This window comes from Pseudomonas sp. EA_15y_Pfl1_P101 (genome assembly GCF_963970835.1).
GTDB classification, from domain to species: Bacteria; Pseudomonadota; Gammaproteobacteria; order Pseudomonadales; family Pseudomonadaceae; genus Aquipseudomonas; species Aquipseudomonas tritici.
Map to the genome: position 1 here is coordinate 48,677 of NZ_CAXAPA010000010.1, position 21,528 is coordinate 70,204.

Sequence of the window (21,528 nt, forward strand, 5' to 3'; positions counted from 1 at the left end):
CCCGCGCAGTTTAGCGCGAGTCGGGGCGTATTTCCTCCTATCAGAGGATTTAAACCCAATAGAGTTCATGGACTTTATTTAACGTGCCACCGGCGGCTTGCGCAGCAAACTGTAGGCCATGGCGCCCAGTGCCGCCACGCCGAGCAGTAACACGGCCCAAAGCCCGAGTTTTCTCCAGTTCGTGCCGGCATCGGCAGCCGCTACGATCGGCGGCGACGTCACGGCGACTTCCCCGGCGACTTTCGCTTGTCCCAATGTCTTGAGACGCTCGGCGCTGTAGTCAGGGATCAGGGTCGAAAGCGCAAGGTTCGCCCCCTTGACCGACGCATTCCCCAGCGCCAGTGTAAACGGCGGCTCGCCCCGGGCCAGGAACACCAACTGCGTGGCGCGCACCGCAAAACGCAGCGCTGGCGCTTCAATGCCCAGGCCGCCGCCGCGTTCATCCACTGCCAACTTGAGTTCGGCGACCGTTTGGCCCGGCAGCTGCAATTCATCCTGCACCACGTCCCGGCCATTCTGGGTCAGGCGATACAGCACGCCATTGCTCAGGGGCTGCCACGCCTGTTTGCTGTCCCTACGCCCCGCCAGCGTAACGGGCGCCAGCGTGTTGGCTTGCTTCAATTCGATGCGCAGCCGCTCGATGCTCAGCCCCGCGGGCAACTGCCAGCTGTATTCCCCAGCCTTTAACCGTGTACCCGCCAAGGGTTGCGACCACACCAACGGCATCGGCAGGCTGCTGCTGGTCGCGCTCACCAGCTTTGCCGAGGTCAGCAGCGGCGCCGCCTGGCCTTGCCAGACAAGACGCAGGTAACGCGCCGATTGCCCAGGCAAGTTCACGTCATGCTGCTCGACCCGTTCGTCGGCGAATGACAAGCGCGCCACCTGCCCATCGCCCCAGGCTTGCCAGTGCTGCAAGTCATCACTGGCCTCAATGCTGAAACGCTGGAAGCCCTCTTGCTCGCGGCTCCAGTCCAGGCTCAATCGCTGCAACGGTGCCTTGATCGCACTGGCGTCCAATACCCAGCCGCGCAGCACTTGCTTGCCGGGTTTTGGCGCGGTAGACGGTTTTATTTCCACCAAGGTGCCTGTGGTGGTGGCTTTCATCACCACGTCGGGCAGGGCTTGCTGGGTGTCGGCGGCGTACAGCGGGAACCACTTAACGTCGGTGACGTTGCGGCTTTCGGTGCGCTGCGAAGATTGGCGCGACAACGCATAGGCCTGCGGCTCGCCGGCGGCGTTGAACACCCGCACATCGCTGAGATCAGCCTGGCGCGCGCTCAATTGCACGGCCAGTGGCAGTTCCAGGCGATACCAGGGCCCGCTGCCGCTCACGGCCAGCGGCACCTGGGTGGTGAAGTCGGACGGACCTTCCTGTGCAAAGGCTGCCGAACACGCCATCCATACCGCCAACCCACTCAGTTTCAGCTTGCCCATCAAGAAGACGCTCCCTCGGTTTCAGTCACAGGTTCAACGCGTTTTGGCGGCAGCGGCGCAAAGTAGCCCACCACCAGCAACAACCCGCCCACACCGATAAACGACACAATCCGCGCCAGGCCGCCACGGTTGCTCAGTTCGACAAAGAACAGTTTGGCCACCACCACCGCAATCAGCGCCGCGCCGATCAGCCACACTTCGCGACGATGGCGCAGGTGACCGCCGATCATCAGGCCAAGGGCGATCAAGGTCCAGACGATCGATAGGCCGGCCTGCACCAGCATCGACGCCAGCAACGCATCCAATTGAAACGGCACGCCGCCCCAATGATGAGCGGTGCGCATCACCAACGCCGTAAAGAAGGCGAACAGCGAGACACCCGCCACGCCCTGGGCGATCAATTCAATACGCGGCCCACGCTCAGGCGCCGCACTGCGCGACCACAGGTAAATGCCCAGCAGCGCGAACAACAAGCCCAGATCCAACGGGTTGAGCAGCGGAACATAAGGCAACGGCTCGGCCGTGCCGTCGCTGAAGCTGTTCGCCAGCCAGAACCACCCCAACATCAGCACTGCCAGCGGTAGCGCGGCCAGCACACGGTATTCCCTTGGGTACGCCGACACCGGCCATGGCCAACGGCGTGGCGCGGCGGCCAGCACCAGGTACAGGCTTGGCAGAATCGCCCAGCCCAGCCAGCGCCAGGCGTTGTACTCGCTCGACAGCACCAGCAGGCCGTAACGCACCTCCAGCGCCAGCACGCCGATCAGCATCCAGCAGCCCACTACGTGCGCCGCGCTCAGTACCTTGGAAGGAACCACCGCCGCCAAACGCCGCAGCGAGATGAAATGCACCACGAACACCGCTAACCAAGCCAGCCAACCGTACTGCGCCGCCGGGTGGTAATAGTTATGCGCAGACACCAGCAACACCGCACCGGCCGCCGGCATCAACAAAGTGCAGAGCATGCCCAACGACGCCCAGCGCAGTCGCTCGGACAGAAACGCCCAGATCGCCACGCTTACCGCTGCGATGCCCAGCAAAAACGAGCCCTGCAGTGCTTGCGGGATAAACCGCAACACTTCACCGACCAATGCCAGCGTCCACCAGGCCGCGCCCCACACCAGCAGCACGTCGGACAGGCGCTGCAGTTTCAACACGGCAAACACCGGCGCGTGGGGTTTGCGCTGCAAGCGCCAGGCACCGACCAGTGCCGCCAGGCCCAGCACCATCGGCGTCCAGAAACCGCTGTGGGCCAACGGACGCAGACCCTCACGGGTCAACGGGCCAAGCAACTCCGGCACCGCCAATAGGAACGAGCCGCCGCCGATCACTTGCAGCAGCAAGCCGAACACAAAGCTGACGCGTTGTTGCAGGTACAGGCTCAGCCAGATGATCAACAAACCGCTGGCCGCCCACACGCCGCTCGCGCGTTCCCAAGGCAAGACGAACAGCACCGCGAGATTGATCAGTACAAGACCCGCCAGCAGAACCACCGACAAGCCACGCAGCAGCCGCACGTCGCTGCGAACCATGTCATCGCGCGCAGCCAGGAGCATGCCGCCAATCAACGCCAGGCCGATCAGCGAGGCCGTGAGCAAGCCACTCCAACCCGCATTAAATACCGCCGCCCCGTCACCGCCCTGCAAGCGCAGCAGGAACAACGCGCCGCCCAGCAACTGCACGGCGAATGCGCTGAACAGGAAGGTCCGCGAACCAATGCGCAGGCCGACAAACAGCGTCGCCAGGCCGGCGATTGCCCAACTGACGGCCGTGCTTTGAGTATTCAGCAGCAAGGGTGCGAGCAGGTACAAAAAGCTCAAGCCAAGGCCCGCCAGCACGGCCAGGCCTTTGCGCTCCCAATCTGTCGCCTGTTCGGAGGATGCCTTGCGCAACTGATCAAAGCTGAACAGCAACGCCGCGCCCAGCAGCACCGCGCCTAATGGCGCGCCGGCGAGCAAGCTATGTTCGCCGAGGTGCAGTTCACGGAGAAAAGCCAGCGCCGAACCCAATTGCAGTAACACGCCAAATGCTCGCGCCAGTGGCCGCTGTTGACGCAAGCCGAGCCAGAAAATCCCAGCGCCCTCCACCGCCCAGGCCGCAGCCGTCCAGCGCGCATCCAGCCCGAGGGGAATCGCCAGGCTGGCGAAGATCACACCCAGGGCCAGGCAGGTCTCCGCCAAGAGCAAGGCGCGCCCGCCGCTCAGCAGCCGAGCCAACCCCATGTAGATGACGCCCAAGCCCAGCGCGCTGAAGGCGGCGGCGAATTCCACGTGCTGCACCAGCGCGAACTGCAAGCCAAAACCTACCAGCGGCGGACCGAACAACATGCTGCCGTCGACATAATCACCCTTGGCCGCCGACCAGCGCAGCAGCGCGCCACGGCTGTCATCCTCGGGCGCGTCGCTCATCTCCAGCAATTTTCGCCGGGCGAACAATAGGCCGATGGTCAGGTACATCAGGAAAAACAGAATCAGGAACGGTTCGGTGCTCCACAGCAATTGCGGCGTGTAGGAGCGCAGCCCCCAGGCGAAGCCGATACCAAAGGTGCCGACAAAGCCGATCAGGTTGAGCAAACGCCAGGCCTTGAACCAGGCGATGGCGAGGATGCCGGCATTCAGCAGGGCGAAGTAACTGAATAGCGCGACATGGTTACCGGCACCGGTAGACGTGAGGATGGGCGCCGCAAAGCCGCCGAGCGCCGCCGCAGAGGCCAGCCCCAAGGCATCCTGGGTGATTGCCAGGATCGCCGAAAACACCGTGACGGCCACCAGCAAACCCAGCGCCGCACTCGGGTCTATCAACGGATGCAAACGCATCGCAGCAAACACCGTCAGGTACAACACTGCGATCCCGGTGCCTTGCAACATCAAGCCGTAGCTGCTGTTACGCCGCCGCAGCCACCAGCCCAGGCCGAGTAGGCCTAACGCCGCAGCGGCAACCCCGGCGTAACGCACCTCGATCGGCACCACCATGCCTTCGGTGGCGTAACGCAGCAGGAAGGCCAGGCCGAGAAACAGCAGCACCACGCCAACCCGCAGCACGGTATTGCCGCCAAACAGCCAATTGCGTGCGCCACTGATGGCGCGTTCGATCAAGTTGGGGCCACGAGGAATGGCAGGTGCTTGAGGGCGCGGAGTTGGGGCAGGCGTCCAGGCGTCGGCCGGCAGCGGCTGGCTCGGTTTGGCGACCGTGGCGACAGGTGTGATGTCGGCAGGCAGCTCCCAAACAAGCTCTGGGGCTTGGGTAATAGGTGTCGGCTCGGGGATGGGTGTTTCGGCGATGACACTGCTCGTCGGCGCGGGCACTTCCAGTTGCCGCAAGCGTTCGCCCAGCGCTATCAGCGACTTTTGCGTGGTTTCCAACTGACGCGCCTGCTGGTCCGCTTGGGCCGACAGCTTAGCCAGGCGAATTGCCTGGCCGATGCCGAGCCCCAACAGCGCACCGATGCCCGCGTCACTGAACGACTCATCGAGCGTCCAGCCGAGCGCAAGGCCAATCAGCATGAAAATCCATTGCATGGTCGATATCCCTAAGCAAACCGTGGCCTAGTATATCGACGCGGACTCAATGTGGGAGCGGCGGTGCGAAGATTCGACTTGCTCGCGCAAGCGGTGTATCAGCCGACATACTCGTTAACTGATACAGCGTATTCGCGAGCAAGCCCGCACACATTTTGTATTGCAGCGTTTAGTCGAGCGCTTTCCAGATCTCTGTGGCGTACTCGCGGATCGTCCGGTCCGAAGAGAACCACCCCATCCGCGCGGTATTGAGCACCGCCGAACGCCACCACGCCTTGGAATCATGCCAATGCGCTTCGACCCGCGCCTGGGCGTCCCAGTACGAGTCGAAGTCGGCACACACCAGGAAGCGGTCGTAGTCGATCAACCCGTCGATCAGCCCGACATACCGGCCCGGATCATCCGGCGAGAACACCCCGCCGCGAATCGCTTGCAGCACATCGCTGAGGCGATTGGACGCTGCAATGTCCTGCCCGGCGTTGAATTCACCGGCGTGTTTACGCGCTTCCACCTCCTGCGCGCTGAGGCCGAAGATAAACATATGCTCGGCGCCGACGCGCTCATGCATTTCCACGTTCGCGCCGTCCATGGTGCCGATGGTCAACGCACCGTTGAGACCGAACTTCATGTTGCTGGTGCCCGAGGCTTCAAAGCCGGCGGTGGAAATCTGCTCCGACAAATCCGCTGCCGGGATGATGCTTTCCGCCAGGCTGACGTTGTAGTTGGGCAGGAACACCACCTTGAGCAAACCGCGCACGGTCGGGTCGTTGTTAACGGTTCGCGCGATGTCGTTGGTCAACTTGATGATCAACTTGGCCTGGTGATAACTCGCCGCCGCTTTACCCGCGAAGATCTTCACACGCGGCACCCAGTCGGTGCCCGGTTCGGCACGGATAGCCTGGTAGAGCGCCACCGTGTGCAGCAGGTTCAGCAGTTGGCGCTTGTATTCGTGAATCCGCTTGACCTGCACGTCGAACATCGCCGCCGGGTTGATCGCGATCCCCAGCCGTTCGTGAATGAGGTCCGCCAGTGCGCGCTTACTGTGCAGGCGCTGATCGGCGAAGGCTTTGCGGAAGGTCTGCTTCTCGGCGAAGGTTTCCAGCTCGCCCAGGCGCGTTTCCATGTTGTCGAGAATGTCCGGGCCCAATGCGCCCACGAGCATCGACGTGAGTTTCGGGTTGGCCTGGTACAGCCAGCGGCGGAAGGTGATGCCGTTGGTTTTGTTGTTGATGCGCTCCGGGTACAGCTTGTGCAGCTCGGAGAACACCGTGTTGCGCATCAACTGGGTGTGCAAACCCGACACACCGTTGACGCTGTGGGAGCCGAGGAATGCCAAGTTGCCCATGCGCACGCGGCGGCCGTTGTCTTCTTCAATCAGCGATACGGCGCGCAATACGTCGAAATCGTGGACGCCCTTGGCGCGCAGCGAGTCGATGTGCTGGGCGTTGATCAGGTAGATGATCTGCATGTGCCGGGGCAGCATGCGTTCCATCAAGCCGACAGGCCAGGTTTCCAATGCCTCGGGCAACAGGGTGTGGTTGGTGTAGGAAAGGGTTTCGACGGTGACGTCCCACGCCGCTTCCCACGGAATGTCGTGCAAGTCGACCAATTGGCGCATCAACTCGGCCACGGCGATGGACGGGTGGGTATCGTTGAGCTGGATCGCGGCGTGTTCGCCCAGGCTCAGCACCGAGCCGTGCATGTTCTTGTGACGACGCAGCAGATCCTGCAGCGAGGCCGAGACGAAGAAGTATTCCTGGCGCAGGCGCAGTTCCTGCCCCGCTTCGGTGCTGTCCGCAGGGTAAAGCACCCGGGAGATGCTTTCAGCGCGGGCCACTTCGGCGACGGCGCCCAAGTGGTCACCGGCGTTGAAACGCTCCAGGTGCAGGTCTTCCACTGCGCGAGCACGCCACAGGCGCAAGGTATTGACACTCGCGCCGCGCCAGCCGACCACCGGGGTGTCGTAGGCAACCGCGCGTACGGTTTCGCTCGGCGTCCACACTTGGATCAGCTTGCCGGAAGCATCCGGCAGGGTTTCGACGCTGCCGCCAAAACCGATCGGGTAAATCACTTCGGCCCGTTCGAATTCCCATGGGTTGCCGAAATCCAGCCAGCGTTCGGTTTGCTCCTGTTGCCAGCCATCGACAATCGCCTGGCGGAACAGGCCGTGCTCATAACGAATGCCATAACCGTGACCCGCAATGCCCAACGTCGACATGCTTTCCATAAAGCACGCGGCCAGGCGGCCCAGACCACCGTTGCCAAGCGCCGCATCGGGCTCCAGCAGGCGGATGCGCTCAAGATCGACGCCCAGCTCCGAGAGTGCGTCGCGCGCGATCTCCAGCACGCCAAGGTTGCTCAGGCTGTCGTAGAGCAAACGACCGATGAGGAATTCCAGGGAAAGGTAATAAACGCGCTTTTGACCTTTGCGGTAAATGCGCCGCGTATGGTCCATCCAGTGGTCGACCATCTGGTCGCGTGCGGCCAGGGCAATGGCTTCGAACCAGTCGTGGTCGAAGGCGTGATCCGGGTCCTTGCCCACCGCGTAGGTGAGTTTGGTCAAGACGGCATCGCGAAATGCGGCTACCTCTGCTTCTCGTGCAAGTGGTTCCTGAGACATCAATTGCGACCTCGGGCGAGATAGAAGGAGTTGCTAGAGCCTAGACGGTCTGACAGAAGGTAGACGCTCTGGTTCGTCAGTTTTTTAACGCATTCACCTATACAGGATTTTAATGCAGGGGCCGTGCCTGCTTTTACCCCTACCCACCTTCGAGCAGAAACCCGGAAAATATTGTTCAAAAAATCACCAATCCCGGTATCATCGCGCGCCCGGACACAGCCCCACCTTTTTGGAACCCTGATGAAGCCTCAACTGATCGCCGCCGCGGAACTCGACCGCCTTGAAACGTGGCAGAAATATTCCGCGCACATGTGCGGTGGTTGCGTGTCCAGCTGCTGCACGCTGCCGGTCGAAGTGAAGATCAAAGACCTGATCCGCATCGGCATCGTCGATGAGTTCGAACTGGGCGACCCGGCGAAGAACATCGCCAAGCGCTTGCAGAAGGAAGGCATCGTCGAGCGTTTCAATTCCAAGTCAGAAATTTTCACCCTGCAGCGCATGAGCAACAACGATTGCCTGTACCTGGATCGTAAGACGCGCTTCTGCACTATTTATGACAAACGCCCGGATACTTGCCGCAATCACCCGAAGATCGGGCCGCGGCCTGGGTATTGCGCGTATAAGCCGAAAGAAGTAGTGCGCGAGACTAAGTTCAAGACCCTCGACAAATTCTGATCTGGATTTTGTGGTGTTCTGACGGGCCTCTTCGCGAGCAAGCCCGCACACACTTGACCGCGCTCATCCTGAAACAACGCGGTCGAATGTGTGGGGGCTTGCTCGCGAAAGGGTCGGCACAAACACCACACAAACTGCAGACATAAAAAAACGCCCCCGGCCTTTCGACCGGGGGCGTTTTTCATTCAGCCTGAGTTAACTCAGTTCTTGGCTTTCTTGGCAGCGCGGGTACGCTCGCCTTCGTCCAGGATCTTCTTACGCAGGCGGATCGACTTAGGCGTAACTTCGCACAGCTCGTCGTCCTGGATGAATTCCAGGGCCTGTTCCAGGGTGAAGCGAACAGGTGGAACCAGAGCGATGGTTTCGTCTTTACCCGAAGCACGCATGTTGTCGAGCTTCTTGCCTTTGGTTGGGTTGACGCCCATGTCGTTGTCACGGCTGTTCAGACCAACGATCTGGCCGTTGTAGATCTCTTGACCGTGTTCAACGAACAGCTTGCCACGCGCCTGGAGGGTTTCCAGGGAGTAGGTCAGTGCCTTACCTGTTTCAACCGAGACCAGAACACCGTTCTGACGGCCAGACATATCGCCGGACTTCATGGTGTCGTAGCGATCGAAGATCGAGGTCAGGATGCCAGCACCGTTGGTCAGGGTCAGGAACTGGTTACGGAAACCGATCAGACCACGCGCAGGGATGTTGTATTCCAGACGTACACGGCCTTTGCCATCCGGCACCATGTTGGTCAGGTCGCCCTTACGCAGACCCATCTCTTCCATCACCTTGCCCTGGGATTCTTCCGGGGTGTCGATGGTGACGTTTTCGAACGGTTCCTGCTTCACGCCGTCAACCTGACGGATGATCACTTCTGGACGACCAACGCCCATTTCGAAGCCTTCGCGACGCATGGTTTCGATCAGTACCGAGAGGTGCAGTTCACCACGGCCGGAAACCTTGAACTTGTCAGCCGAGTCGCCTTCTTCAACGCGCAAAGCAACGTTGTACAGCAGCTCTTTGTCCAGACGTTCCTTGATGTTACGGGAAGTCACGAACTTGCCTTCTTTACCGCAGAAAGGCGAGTCGTTTACCTGGAAGGTCATGGAAACGGTTGGCTCGTCAACGGTCAGAGGCTTCATCGCCTCGACGTTGTCCGGCTGGCACAGGGTGTCGGAGATGAACAGCGAGTCCATACCGCTCACGCAAACGATGTCGCCTGCGAAAGCTTCTTCAACGTCGATACGGTGAAGACCGTGGTGACCCATGAGCTTCAGGATACGGCCGTTACGCTTCTTGCCGTCGGCGCCGATGGCGACAACCGGGGTGTTCGGCTTGACGCTACCACGAGCGATACGGCCAACGCCGATAACACCCAGGAAGCTGTTGTAGTCCAGTGCCGAGATTTGCATCTGGAACGGGCCTTCACGGTCAACCTTCGGTGGTGGAACGTGGTCAACAATCGCCTGGTACAGCGGGGTCATGTCTTCCGCCATGGCGGTGTGTTCCAGACCGGCAATACCGTTCAGGGCCGAGGCGTAGATAACCTGGAAGTCCAGTTGCTCTTCGGTAGCACCCAGGTTGTCGAACAGGTCGAAAATCTGGTCCAGAACCCAGTCCGGACGTGCGCCTGGACGGTCAACCTTGTTGATGCACACGATCGGACGCAGGCCGGCTTCGAAAGCCTTCTTGGTCACGAAACGGGTTTGCGGCATAGGGCCGTCTTGAGCGTCAACCAGCAGCAGAACGGAGTCAACCATCGACATTACGCGTTCTACTTCGCCGCCGAAGTCGGCGTGGCCCGGGGTATCCACGATGTTGATGTGGTAGCCGTTCCAGTTGATAGCGGTGTTTTTAGCCAGGATGGTAATACCGCGCTCTTTTTCCTGGTCGTTGGAGTCCATCACGCGCTCGTCGTTGAGCTCGTTGCGCTCCAGGGTGCCGGATTGACGCAAGAGTTTGTCTACCAGGGTGGTTTTACCATGGTCAACGTGAGCAATGATGGCGATGTTACGTAGATTTTCGATCACTTGTGTATCTCGATCAGAGGATTCGGTGTGCTGACAGGTCGTGGCAGCGATTTACAGTAGAGTCAGGCCTTGCCGTTACAGCTTGACGGCAGAGTCGGGGGGCCGGTGACGCAGGCCACAGGCAAACAGCCCCGGGCTCTTAGCTCGGTCGATAAACGCGCACATTGGCATACCCCTCACTGAGCAAATGGTGGGCATGCAGGCGACTCATCACGCCTTTGTCGCAATACAACAGGTACTGACGGCTGTTATCCAGTTCCTTGAAACGCGCGTTCAATGCATAAAACGGCAGCGTTTGTACGTCGATGCCGGCGATTTCCAGCGGCTCATCCTCGGCGGCATCCGGGTGACGGATGTCGACGACGATCTGGCCAGCCAGGGCTTCGCTGACTTCTTCGATCTTCACGTCCTGGCCCAGTTCGTCGATTACGCGATCGATCGGGACCATTTTGGCGTTCTCAAGCGCACGCTCAAGAATCGCCATGTCGAACTGTTGTTCTTCGTACTCCACGCGGTTGCGCTTGGCGTGGGTCTTGGGGTTCACCGAGATGACCCCGCAATATTCCGGCATATGCTTGGCGAAATCAGCGGTACCGATTTCTTCGGCCAGGTCGATGATGTCCTGCTTGTGACTGGCGATCAGCGGGCGTAGCACCAGCTTTTCGGTCACGCAATCGATCAGCGACAGGTTCGGCAGCGTCTGGCTGGACACTTGGGAGATCGCCTCACCGGTCACCAGCGCGTCGATCTGCAACTGATCGGCGATTCGCGACGCAGCGCTCAACATCATACGCTTCAAAACTACGCCCATATGACTGTTATCGACTTTACCGAGAATTTCGCCCAACACTTCCTCAAACGGCACGCTTACAAATAGCACGCGTTGGGAGCTGCCGTATTTCTTCCAGATAAAGTGCGCAACTTCCATCACGCCCAATTCGTGTGCACGCCCGCCCAGGTTAAAGAAGCAGAAGTGGCTCATCAGGCCGCGGCGCATGATCTGGTAAGCCGCCACCGTGGAATCGAAACCGCCGGACATCAATACCAGGGTCTGTTCCAGGGCGCCCAGCGGGTAGCCACCGATGCTGTTGTGCTGGCTGTGGATCACAAACAACCGTTGGTCGCGAATTTCCATGCGCACTTCAATTTGCGGCGCTTTGAGGGAAATTCCAGCGGCGCCGCACTCGCGACGCAGCTTGCTGCCAACGTATTTTTCGACGTCCATGGAGCTGAAGGTGTGCTTGCCGGCACGCTTACAACGCACCGAAAAAATCTTGCCTTCAAGCTCGCTGCCGAAGTGCTGTTTGCACTTCTCGGTGATGTCGTCGAAGTCGCCCAGCGGGTACTCGTCCACCTGCAGGAAATGCGCGATGCCCGGCATGCAGCTCAGGCGCTCGGTCATGTCTTTCAAGGCTTTGGGCTCGGTAATACGGGTTTCCAGCTCGAGGTTGTCCCACACACCATTCACCACCACAGCCGGGTCCAGATCGCGGAGCACGGCACGGATGTTCTTGGCCAATTGACGGATGAAACGCATCCGTACCGGTCGGCTTTTGATGGTGATTTCGGGGAAGACTTTAACGATTAATTTCATGGAAACAGCGCGCGCCGGGCCTGCTGAAAAAGGGGGGCGCGGATTATAGCGGAAATCGCTCACGGTTTAACCAGTTAATATGCAAAGCACAGACAGCGCACTAAATAGGTGCGCCAACCCTCCGCTGCGCCACATTTCAGTGCGCAGATTTTACGCTTTTGTCGCAATGCACCTTTATAGGGGCGTTTTTAGATCAAAAAACCCATGTTGGCGCACTGGCATGCAATTTGCTCTCTTGTGAGGCAGGTTGCCATGGCGGAGTATCCGCGCCGGCATCACCCACATTCTAAGGGCTACTCCACTATCCAGCCCGAAGCCACCCGGAGGACACTATGTCGAAGTCGGTTCAACTCATCAAAGATCATGACGTTAAATGGATTGATCTGCGCTTCACGGACACCAAAGGCACTCAGCACCACGTGACCATGCCGGCTCGCGACGCGCTGGATGATGCTTTCTTTGAAGAAGGCAAAATGTTCGACGGCTCCTCCATCGCTGGCTGGAAAGGCATCGAAGCCTCCGACATGATCCTGATGCCGGACGACAGCACTGCCGTGCTGGACCCGTTCACCGAAGAGCCAACCCTGATCCTGGTTTGCGACGTGATCGAGCCTTCGACCATGCAAGGCTACGACCGCGACCCACGTGCGATCGCCAAGCGTGCCGAGGAATACCTGAAGTCCACCGGTATCGGCGACACCGTATTCGTAGGCCCGGAGCCAGAATTCTTCATCTTCGACCAGGTCAAGTTCAAGTCCGACATCTCCGGTTCGATGTTCAAGATCTACTCCGAACAAGGTTCGTGGATGTCCGACCAGGACGTCGAAGGCGGCAACCATGGCCACCGTCCAGGTATCAAAGGTGGCTACTTCCCGGTTCCGCCATTCGACCATGACCACGAAATCCGTACCTCCATGTGCAACGCCATGGAAGACATGGGCCTGGTCATCGAAGTGCACCACCACGAAGTGGCCACTGCCGGTCAGAACGAAATCGGTGTGAAGTTCAACACCCTGGTGGCCAAGGCTGACGAAGTTCAAACCCTGAAGTACTGCGTACACAACACTGCCGTGGCTTACGGCCGTACCGCGACCTTCATGCCTAAGCCGCTGTACGGCGATAACGGTTCGGGTATGCACGTTCACTTGTCCATCGCCAAAGAGGGCAAGAACACTTTCGCTGGCGAAGGTTATGCCGGCCTGTCCGACACCGCCCTGTACTTCATCGGCGGCATCATCAAGCACGGTAAGGCCCTGAATGGCTTCACCAACCCATCGACCAACTCCTACAAGCGTCTGGTCCCAGGTTTCGAAGCACCGGTAATGCTGGCTTACTCGGCACGTAACCGTTCCGCCTCGATCCGTATTCCTTACGTCTCCAGCCCTCGTGCTCGCCGTATCGAAGCGCGCTTCCCGGATCCAGCAGCTAACCCATACCTGGCCTTCGCTGCCTTGGTAATGGCTGGCCTGGACGGTATCCAGAACAAGATCCACCCAGGCGACGCCGCCGACAAAAACTTGTACGACCTGCCGCCTGAAGAGGCCAAAGAGATCCCACAAGTGTGTGGCAGCCTGAAAGAAGCCCTGGAAGAGCTGGACAAGGGCCGCGCGTTCCTGACCAAAGGCGGCGTGTTCAGCGACGACTTCATCGACGCTTACATCGGCCTGAAAAGCGAAGAAGAAATCAAGGTTCGCACCTTCGTACACCCACTGGAATACGAGCTGTACTACAGCTGCTGATCCGGTAGCGCTGCTTAAGGTGGCGTGATGAAAAAAGACCTCCTTCGCGGAGGTCTTTTTTTTGCCCGCAATAGGTGAAAAATGTGGAAGCGGGCTTGCCCGCGATAGCGTACTGCCCGCCACCTGATGTATGACTGACCCACCGCCATCGCGGGCAAGCCCGCTCCCGCAGGAGATCACCTTTGAAATACCGACTTTTGTTCGCTCTGCTATTCGTCAGTGCCGGTGCGAACGCCGCGCCGCCTACCCTTGATCCGCTGCTCAACAGCATCGCCGAGCGACTGGAGATTGCCGACCAAGTGGCGTTAAGCAAATGGGACAGCAAAAAGCCCGTAGAAGACAAAAAGCGCGAGCAAGAGGTAATCGCCAGCGTGGTCGCCCAGGCACCGAGCTACAAGCTGGACCCTGGCGCCGCCGAGCAGTTTTTCTCGGCGCAGATCGAAGCGAACAAACTGGTGCAGTACACCCACCTGTCCGATTGGCAGTTCCAAGGCAAGGCGCCTGACGATCCACGCCCGGACTTGGTCAAGCAGATTCGCCCGCAGCTGGATGAACTGCAAAAACACCTGCTGCAGCAACTAGCCGATTTCACTCCCCAGCGCACTGACCCGCAGTGCCCGCAATGGCTGGCCCAGGCGGTACACGAGCCGCTGAACGACCCTCTGCGCCAACTGGCAATGATCCGTGCCACCGCCGAGCTGTGCATCTTCAAAGGCTAAAGCCTGCAAACCCAATCAAAAAGGTGGGGCGGGCTTGCTCGCTCCCACATTTTTGATTGGGTGCATTCAAGAACTATATCGGGCGCCTCCTGAACAACCTTCACAGATCCGCACTATATTGGTGCGATACGCTGCACCCTTCCCACCTGTTCAGCCCATTTTGGTTCGAAACTACCCGAGCAAGCTGGCAGAACGCCACAGTTTCGCGCCTTAACCCGCCATTTCAGGGCTTGCACGCTTCTTTTCGGAGCCTTGGTTTGGTTTTTGCATTTTCCTTGTATCAGCGTGTGCCTCAAGCCCGCGCCTTGCTCCAAAAGAGGTCCTGATGACCATCAGTGATGCACTGCACCGTTTGTTACTCGACAACCTGACCACCGCGACCATCCTGCTCAATGGCGACTTGCGTCTTGAGTACATGAACCCGGCGGCGGAAATGCTCCTGGCCATCAGCGGCCAGCGCAGCCATGGGCAGTTCATCAGCGAGCTGTTCACCGAGTCGGCCGAAGCCTTGAGCTCGCTGCGCCAGGCGGTGGAGCAGGCACATCCATTCACCAAGCGTGAAGCGATGCTCACCGCCCTCACCGGCCAGACGCTGACTGTCGACTACGCGGTGACCCCGATCCTGAGCAACGGCGCCACCCTGCTGTTGCTTGAAGTGCATCCTCGCGATCGCCTGCTGCGCATTACCAAGGAAGAAGCGCAGCTGTCCAAACAGGAAACCAGCAAGATGCTGGTGCGCGGCCTGGCCCATGAGATCAAGAACCCCCTCGGCGGCATTCGCGGTGCAGCGCAACTGCTGGCCCGCGAGCTGCCGGAGGAACACCTCAAGGACTACACCAACGTCATCATCGAAGAAGCCGACCGCCTGCGTAACCTGGTGGACCGCATGCTCGGCTCCAACAAGCTGCCGTCCCTTGCGATGACCAACGTGCACGAAGTACTTGAGCGCGTCTGTCATCTGGTCGAGGCCGAAAGCCAGGGCTGCATCACCTTGGTGCGCGATTACGACCCGAGCATTCCCGACGTATTGATCGACCGCGAGCAGATGATCCAGGCGGTGCTCAATATCGTGCGCAACGCCATGCAGGCCATCAGCAGCCATAACGAGCTGCGCCTGGGCCGCATCAGCCTGCGCACCCGCGCCCTGCGCCAGTTCACCATCGGCCATGTGCGCCATCGCCTGGTGACCAAGGTCGAGATCATCGACAACGGCCCGGGCATTCCTGCGGAACTGCAGGAAACCATTTTCTTTCCCATGGTCAGCGGCCGCCCGGACGGTACCGGGTTGGGCCTGGCCATTACCCAGAACATCATCAGCCAGCACCAGGGTCTGATCGAATGTGAGAGCCATCCTGGCCACACCACGTTCTCGATCTTTCTGCCTCTGGAAAAAGGAGCCCCATCGACATGAGCCGTAGTGAAACTGTCTGGATCGTCGATGACGACCGTTCTATCCGCTGGGTCCTCGAGAAAGCCTTGCAACAGGAAGGCATGACCACCCAGAGCTTCGACAGCGCCGACGGAGTGATGAGCCGCCTGGCTCGCCAGCAGCCCGACGTGATCATTTCTGACATCCGCATGCCCGGCGCCAGTGGCTTGGACCTGTTGGCGCGGATTCGCGAGCAGCACCCGCGTTTGCCGGTGATCATCATGACCGCGCACTCGGACCTGGACAGCGCTGTGGCGTCCTATCAAGGCGGTGCCTTTGAATACCTGCCCAAGCCGTTCGACGTGGACGAGGCAGTCGCGCTGGTCAAACGCGCCAACCAACACGCCCAGGAACAGCAGAACCAGGAAGCCCCACCGGCCTTGACCCGCACCCCGGAAATCATCGGCGAAGCGCCGGCGATGCAGGAAGTGTTTCGCGCCATCGGGCGTTTGAGCCACTCCAACATCACCGTGCTGATCAATGGCGAATCGGGGACTGGTAAAGAGCTGGTAGCCCACGCCCTGCACCGTCACAGCCCACGGGCGGCTTCGCCATTTATTGCGTTGAACATGGCGGCTATCCCGAAGGACTTGATGGAGTCCGAGTTGTTCGGCCATGAAAAAGGCGCGTTTACCGGCGCCGCCAACCTGCGTCGCGGACGTTTTGAACAGGCGGACGGCGGCACGCTGTTCCTCGATGAAATCGGTGATATGCCGGCCGACACCCAGACCCGCCTGCTGCGCGTGCTGGCGGACGGCGAGTTCTACCGGGTTGGCGGGCACACGCCGGTCAAGGTCGACGTGCGTATCATCGCGGCGACCCACCAGAACCTGGAAACCCTGGTGCATGCGGGCAAATTCCGTGAGGACTTGTTCCACCGCCTCAATGTGATCCGCATCCACATTCCGCGGATGTCGGACCGTCGCGAAGACATCCCGACGCTCGCCCGCCACTTCCTTGCCCGCGCCGCGCAAGAGCTGGCGGTTGAGCCGAAGCTGCTCAAAAGCGAGACCGAGGAATACCTGAAGAACCTGCCGTGGCCGGGCAACGTGCGCCAGCTGGAGAACACCTGCCGCTGGATCACGGTGATGGCGTCCGGGCGCGAAGTGCATGTCAGCGACCTGCCACCGGAGCTGCTCAGCCTGCCGCAGGACTCTGCGCCGGTGACCAACTGGGAACAGGCGCTGCGCCAATGGGCGGATCAGGCCCTGGCTCGCGGCCAGTCCAGCCTGCTGGACAGCGCCGTACCGGCGTTTGAGCGGATCATGATCGAGACGGCCCTCAAGCACACCGCCGGCCGCCGGCGTGATGCCGCCGTGTTGCTGGGCTGGGGCCGTAATACGCTGACTCGCAAGATCAAGGAGTTGGGGATGAAGGTGGATGGTGGGGATGACGATGAGGGTGACGAGGGCTGACACCCTCTAAAATCCACTGAAGATCCAGTGTGGGAGCAAGCCCGCTCCCATAGCTGGATCTGCGCAGGGTGTCGGGAACGTGCACCGCTTCAATGCACCCTGAACCGGCATCGGGCACGAATCCAAAACCCGAACCTGCGGCCTCGCTGAGAAAAATCTGAAAACAAAAAAGCGCAAAGCCCCGTATTCCGGGGCTTTGCGCTTTTTGAAGAGATTTTTTGGCACACCTTGGCCACTCTGGCACGCGCCCTGCAATAACCCTTGTACTACCCAGTTTCGGGGACCTTGGTACAGGCAGGCCGAGAATCCCCTCTTTAACACCGAAGCCCTCAAGGCTTCACCCCGTTTTGGGAGCCCTGGTACAGGCAGGCCGGGAACTCCCTTCTTTACACCCGGGGCTTATGTGGCGCAGCGCCCATAGCTCCAGCCCGTTTTGGGGACCTTGGTACAGGCAGGCCGGGGATTCCCTCTTTTATTGCTCTTGGAGATGGATCTCCAGCCGCCAGCGACCATCGGCCTTTTCACCTTTCCACTCCCCACGCAAAGGCCGAGCCGCCACCAGGTTCAGCAGCAGGCCGCCGTCGGTCTTGCGCACGCGCCAATTCACGCCTCTTTCATTGATCTTGAGTTGCCCACTGGCAGCCTTGCCTTGCGCGTCGAACAGCAGCGCCACCGTACCGTCGATAGGCTCGCCGTGCAGCTTGGGTTCGCGGTTGAACCACACCACCACGCCGTCTTTTGCGGCCTCAACCTGTTGCAGTTCGACCGGGTCCGGCGTGGTCAGTCGGCCAATCATCAAGCCGGTCAGCAAGCCGACAATCGCCAAAGAGCCCATGACCCGCGGCATAAGCTTCGGCCTTGGGTCCTCTTCGGGGGTAGAATGCAGCGCATCTTTGCCTTCGGAGCCGTGCATGTTTCACGTCATCCTTTTTCAACCAGAAATTCCGCCGAATACCGGCAACGTTATCAGGCTGTGCGCCAACAGTGGCTGCCACCTGCATTTGATCGAGCCCCTGGGCTTCGACATGGACGACAAGCGCCTGCGCCGCGCCGGGCTGGACTATCACGAGTACGCCACCCTCCAGCGCCATGCCGACCTGGCGAGTTGCCTGGAAAGCCTGGGGCACCCACGGCTGTTCGCGTTCACCACCAAGGGTTCGCGACGGTTCCACGATGCCAGCTTTGCCGAAGGCGACGCGTTCCTGTTCGGCCCGGAAAGCCGGGGTCTGCCACCGGAGGTGCTGGACGCACTGCCGGACGGCCATCGCCTGCGTTTGCCGATGCGCGAGGGGTGCCGCAGTTTGAATTTATCAAACACCGTCGCCGTTGCCGTCTACGAAGGCTGGCGCCAGCTGGGCTTCAAGTAGCACACATAACAAATGTGGGAGCGGGCTTGCCCGCGATGCAGGCACCTCGGTGTGTCAGTCACACCGCGGTGATGCTATCGCAGGCAACCCCGCTCCCACATTTAGTTCTGTGTCGGGTTCGAAATTACTGAACCGTCGACGCACCTTCCTGTTGCATGCGCTGCAGCTCTTGCGCGTACAGGGCATCGAAGTTCACCGGTGCCAGCATCAGCGCCGGGAACGAGCCCCGAGTGACCAGGCTGTCCAGGGTCTCACGGGCATACGGGAACAGGATGTTAGGGCAGAACGCACCCAGGGTGTGGCTCATGGACGCTTCGTCCAGGCCCTGGATCAGGAAGATACCGGCCTGTTGCACTTCAGCGATGAAGGCAACTTCTTCGCCGTTCTTGACGGTAACCGACAGAGTCAGCACGACTTCATGGAAGTCGCCTTCCAGTGCTTTTTGACGGGTGTTCAGGTCCAGCGCAACGCTTGGGGTCCATTCCTGGCGGAAGATCGCCGGGCTTTTCGGCGCTTCGAACGACAGGTCACGCACGTAGATCCGCTGCAGCGAGAACTGTGGGCCTTGGGCTTCTGCTGCTTCGGTGTTCTGTTGATCAGTCATCGCAGATCCTTCTCTATCTTGGGGTCTTTAAGGGTTTAGAAGTCAGACGAGCAGCAGCGCATCGAGTTTACCGGCGCGCTCCAGGGCGAACAGGTCATCGCAGCCACCGATGTGCTTGGCGCCGATCCAGATCTGCGGCACGGACGTGCGCCCCGCCTTCTGGGCCATTTCGGCACGCACCTGGGGTTTGCCGTCGACCTTGATCTCTTCGAAGGCAACGCCCTTTTTCTCCAGCAAGGCCTTGGCCCGCATGCAGTAAGGGCACCAATCGCTGGAATACACGACAACCTGGCTCATATCACTTCACCAGCGGCAGGTTATCGGCCTTCCAGCTGCCAATACCACCGGACAGTTTGGCGGCGGTGAAACCGGACTTGAGCATCTCGCGGGCGTGGGTACCGGAGTGCTGGCCTTGGGCGTCGACCAGGATGATGGTCTTGGCCTTGTGTTTTTCCAGCTCGGCCAGGCGCGCGATCAGCTTGTCCTGAGGAATGTTCAGGGCGCCGACGATATGGCCAGCGGCGAAATCCTTGGCCGGGCGGATATCCACGACAACGGCCTCATCCTTGTTGACCAGTGCGGTCAGCTCCGCCGTGCTCAGGCTGCGGCCACCGCGGCTCAATTCGTGAGCGATCAGCAGCGCCAGCAGGATGACGAAGGCACCCACAAGCAGGTAATGGGCAGTGGCAAATGCAATCAGGTGATCAACCATCAAGGAGGTTCCAGAGCGTTAAAATGGCGGTAAGTATACACAGCCGTCAGGGGGGGCCAACCCCCGTAAAGCGGTGACGTGTTCGGAACTTCGCTTTAAACTGCCACTCCCTTTTCAATTGTCTTCCTTTATTAACGCCGCGAGAGGATCTATGACTACTACGCCCAAACCTTTGGTCCTGATAATTCTCGATGGCTTCGGACACAGTGAAAGCCACCACGACAACGCGGTGTACGCGGCCAAGAAGCCGGTACTCGATCGTTTGACTGCCACCGTGCCGAACGGCCTGATCTCCGGCTCGGGCATGGACGTGGGCCTGCCGGACGGCCAGATGGGCAACTCGGAAGTCGGCCATATGAATCTCGGCGCCGGACGAGTGGTCTATCAAGACTTCACTCGTGTGACCAAAGCGATCCGCGATGGCGAGTTCTTCGAGAACCCGACCATCTGCGCGGCGGTCGATAAAGCAGTGGCTGCCGGTAAAGCCGTGCATTTCATGGGTTTGTTGTCGGAGGGTGGCGTCCACAGCCACCAGGACCACTTGGTGGCCATGGCCGAACTGGCGTTCAAGCGCGGCGCCGACAAGATTTACCTGCACGCCTTCCTCGACGGCCGTGATACCCCGCCGAAAAGCGCGCAATCGTCCATCGAACTGCTCGACACGACTTTCGCGGCCTTGGGCAAAGGCCGTATCGCCAGCCTGGTCGGCCGTTACTTCGCCATGGACCGCGACAACCGCTGGGACCGCGTAGCCCAGGCCTACAACCTGATCGTCGACGGCCAGGCCGAATTCCACGCCGCCACCGCACAGGAAGGCCTCGAAGCTGCCTACGCCCGTGGCGAGAGCGATGAATTCGTCAAAGCCACCACCATCGGTGAGCCGGTGACAGTCGAAGACGGCGACGCCGTGGTGTTCATGAACTTCCGCGCCGACCGCGCCCGCGAACTGAGCCGCGTGTTTGTCGAAGACGGTTTCAAGGAGTTCGAGCGCGCGCGTCAGCCAAACGTGCAGTACGTGGGCCTGACCCAATACGCCGCCAGCATCCCGGCTCCCGCCGCTTTTGCAGCAGGCACGTTGGATAACGTGCTGGGCGACTACCTGGCAAAAAACGGCAAGACCCAACTGCGCATCGCCGAAACCGAAAAATACGCCCACGTGACCTTTTTCTTCTCCGGTGGCCGTGAAGAGCCGTTCCCGGGCGAAGAGCGCATCCTGATCCCGTCGCCAAAAGTCGCCACTTACGACCTGCAGCCGGAAATGAGCGCGCCGCAAGTCACCGACAAGATCGTCGACGCCATCGAACACCAGCGTTACGACGTGATCGTGGTCAACTACGCCAACGGCGACATGGTCGGCCACAGCGGCAACCTGGAAGCCGCCACCAAAGCCGTGGAATGCCTGGACCTGTGCGTCGGCCGCATCGTCGATGCCCTGGAAAAAGTCGGCGGCGAAGCGCTGATCACTGCCGACCACGGCAACTGCGAGCAAATGTCCGACGAATCTACCGGCCAGGCCCACACCGCCCACACGACTGAACCGGTACCGTTCATCTATGTCGGCAAGCGCGATTTTAAAGTGCGTGGAGGCGGCGTACTGGCGGATGTAGCACCGACGATGTTGATGTTGATGGGGCTGGAGAAACCGGCGGAGATGACGGGGACTTCGATTCTGGTTTAATTC

The 21,528-nt window shown here is 60.1% G+C and carries 16 protein-coding genes; 7 read left to right on the forward strand and 9 right to left on the reverse strand.

What is annotated here, in order from left to right; translation table 11 throughout:
* Positions 1 to 78 precede the first annotated feature (78 nt).
* The 3 genes from AACY36_RS17025 to AACY36_RS17035 form a co-directional block, all read right to left on the reverse strand.
* Positions 79 to 1,434, reverse strand: a complete 1,356-nt coding sequence (locus tag AACY36_RS17025) for a DUF3999 domain-containing protein (RefSeq protein WP_339415506.1) — start codon at positions 1,432 to 1,434, stop codon at positions 79 to 81.
* Positions 1,434 to 4,952, reverse strand: a complete 3,519-nt coding sequence (locus AACY36_RS17030; protein ID WP_339497324.1) for a DUF2339 domain-containing protein — start codon at positions 4,950 to 4,952, stop codon at positions 1,434 to 1,436. The genes AACY36_RS17025 and AACY36_RS17030 overlap by 1 nt, the downstream gene beginning before the upstream one ends.
* Before the next feature lie 169 nt (positions 4,953 to 5,121).
* Complete coding sequence (locus AACY36_RS17035; protein ID WP_339457309.1) at positions 5,122 to 7,572, reverse strand: glycogen/starch/alpha-glucan phosphorylase; 2,451 nt, start codon at positions 7,570 to 7,572, stop codon at positions 5,122 to 5,124.
* 240 nt (positions 7,573 to 7,812) lie between these two features.
* On the opposite strand from AACY36_RS17035, the gene AACY36_RS17040 reads away from it, so the two are divergent.
* Positions 7,813 to 8,247 carry a YkgJ family cysteine cluster protein gene (locus AACY36_RS17040; RefSeq protein WP_049710458.1) on the forward strand — a complete coding sequence of 145 codons (435 nt, stop codon included), beginning with the start codon at positions 7,813 to 7,815 and terminating at the stop codon, positions 8,245 to 8,247.
* A gap of 200 nt (positions 8,248 to 8,447) precedes the next feature.
* Here the strand turns inward: AACY36_RS17040 and typA are convergent, their stop codons facing one another.
* Positions 8,448 to 10,268, reverse strand: a complete 1,821-nt coding sequence (gene typA / locus AACY36_RS17045) for a translational GTPase TypA (protein ID WP_307420828.1) — start codon at positions 10,266 to 10,268, stop codon at positions 8,448 to 8,450.
* Positions 10,269 to 10,407: 139 nt separating this feature from the next.
* The gene (gene thiI / locus AACY36_RS17050) at positions 10,408 to 11,862 is read right to left on the reverse strand and encodes a tRNA uracil 4-sulfurtransferase ThiI (protein ID WP_339497325.1); all 1,455 of its coding nucleotides are present in this window, start codon (positions 11,860 to 11,862) and stop codon (positions 10,408 to 10,410) included.
* A gap of 332 nt (positions 11,863 to 12,194) precedes the next feature.
* Here thiI and glnA point away from each other — a divergent pair, with 332 nt between their 5' ends.
* From glnA to ntrC, 4 genes are all read left to right on the forward strand, one after another.
* Positions 12,195 to 13,601, forward strand: a complete 1,407-nt coding sequence (gene glnA / locus AACY36_RS17055) for a type I glutamate--ammonia ligase (protein ID WP_339415502.1) — start codon at positions 12,195 to 12,197, stop codon at positions 13,599 to 13,601.
* A 182-nt stretch (positions 13,602 to 13,783) separates the two neighbouring features.
* Entirely contained in the window at positions 13,784 to 14,320 is a 537-nt protein-coding gene (locus AACY36_RS17060) for a chorismate mutase (protein ID WP_339427301.1), read from the forward strand.
* 325 nt (positions 14,321 to 14,645) lie between these two features.
* Positions 14,646 to 15,731, forward strand: a complete 1,086-nt coding sequence (gene glnL / locus AACY36_RS17065) for a nitrogen regulation protein NR(II) (RefSeq protein ID WP_339427302.1) — start codon at positions 14,646 to 14,648, stop codon at positions 15,729 to 15,731.
* A complete protein-coding gene (ntrC, locus tag AACY36_RS17070) occupies positions 15,728 to 17,164 on the forward strand; it encodes a nitrogen regulation protein NR(I) (protein ID WP_339415499.1) in 1,437 nt (478 codons plus the stop codon). The genes glnL and ntrC overlap by 4 nt, the downstream gene beginning before the upstream one ends.
* Before the next feature lie 472 nt (positions 17,165 to 17,636).
* Here the strand turns inward: ntrC and AACY36_RS17075 are convergent, their stop codons facing one another.
* Entirely contained in the window at positions 17,637 to 18,077 is a 441-nt protein-coding gene (locus AACY36_RS17075; protein ID WP_339415498.1) for a hypothetical protein, read from the reverse strand.
* On the opposite strand from AACY36_RS17075, the gene AACY36_RS17080 reads away from it, so the two are divergent.
* On the forward strand, positions 18,076 to 18,531 hold the full coding sequence (locus AACY36_RS17080) for a tRNA (cytidine(34)-2'-O)-methyltransferase (protein ID WP_339415497.1): 456 nt from the start codon (positions 18,076 to 18,078) through the stop codon (positions 18,529 to 18,531). The two genes, AACY36_RS17075 and AACY36_RS17080, sit on opposite strands and share 2 nt — an antisense overlap.
* A 124-nt stretch (positions 18,532 to 18,655) precedes the next feature.
* Here the strand turns inward: AACY36_RS17080 and secB are convergent, their stop codons facing one another.
* From secB to AACY36_RS17095, 3 genes are read right to left on the reverse strand one after another with little or no spacing between them, the layout of a single operon-like run.
* Positions 18,656 to 19,135, reverse strand: coding sequence for a protein-export chaperone SecB (gene secB / locus AACY36_RS17085; RefSeq protein WP_024072893.1), 480 nt, complete (start codon positions 19,133 to 19,135; stop codon positions 18,656 to 18,658).
* A gap of 42 nt (positions 19,136 to 19,177) precedes the next feature.
* Positions 19,178 to 19,432 carry a glutaredoxin 3 gene (grxC, locus tag AACY36_RS17090; protein WP_010213876.1) on the reverse strand — a complete coding sequence of 85 codons (255 nt, stop codon included), beginning with the start codon at positions 19,430 to 19,432 and terminating at the stop codon, positions 19,178 to 19,180.
* Position 19,433: 1 nt separating this feature from the next.
* On the reverse strand, positions 19,434 to 19,847 hold the full coding sequence (locus AACY36_RS17095; RefSeq protein ID WP_049710466.1) for a rhodanese-like domain-containing protein: 414 nt from the start codon (positions 19,845 to 19,847) through the stop codon (positions 19,434 to 19,436).
* A 151-nt stretch (positions 19,848 to 19,998) separates the two neighbouring features.
* Between AACY36_RS17095 and gpmI the strand changes: the two genes are divergently transcribed.
* Positions 19,999 to 21,525, forward strand: a complete 1,527-nt coding sequence (gene gpmI, locus AACY36_RS17100; protein WP_339415495.1) for a 2,3-bisphosphoglycerate-independent phosphoglycerate mutase — start codon at positions 19,999 to 20,001, stop codon at positions 21,523 to 21,525.
* Positions 21,526 to 21,528: the final 3 nt, after the last annotated feature.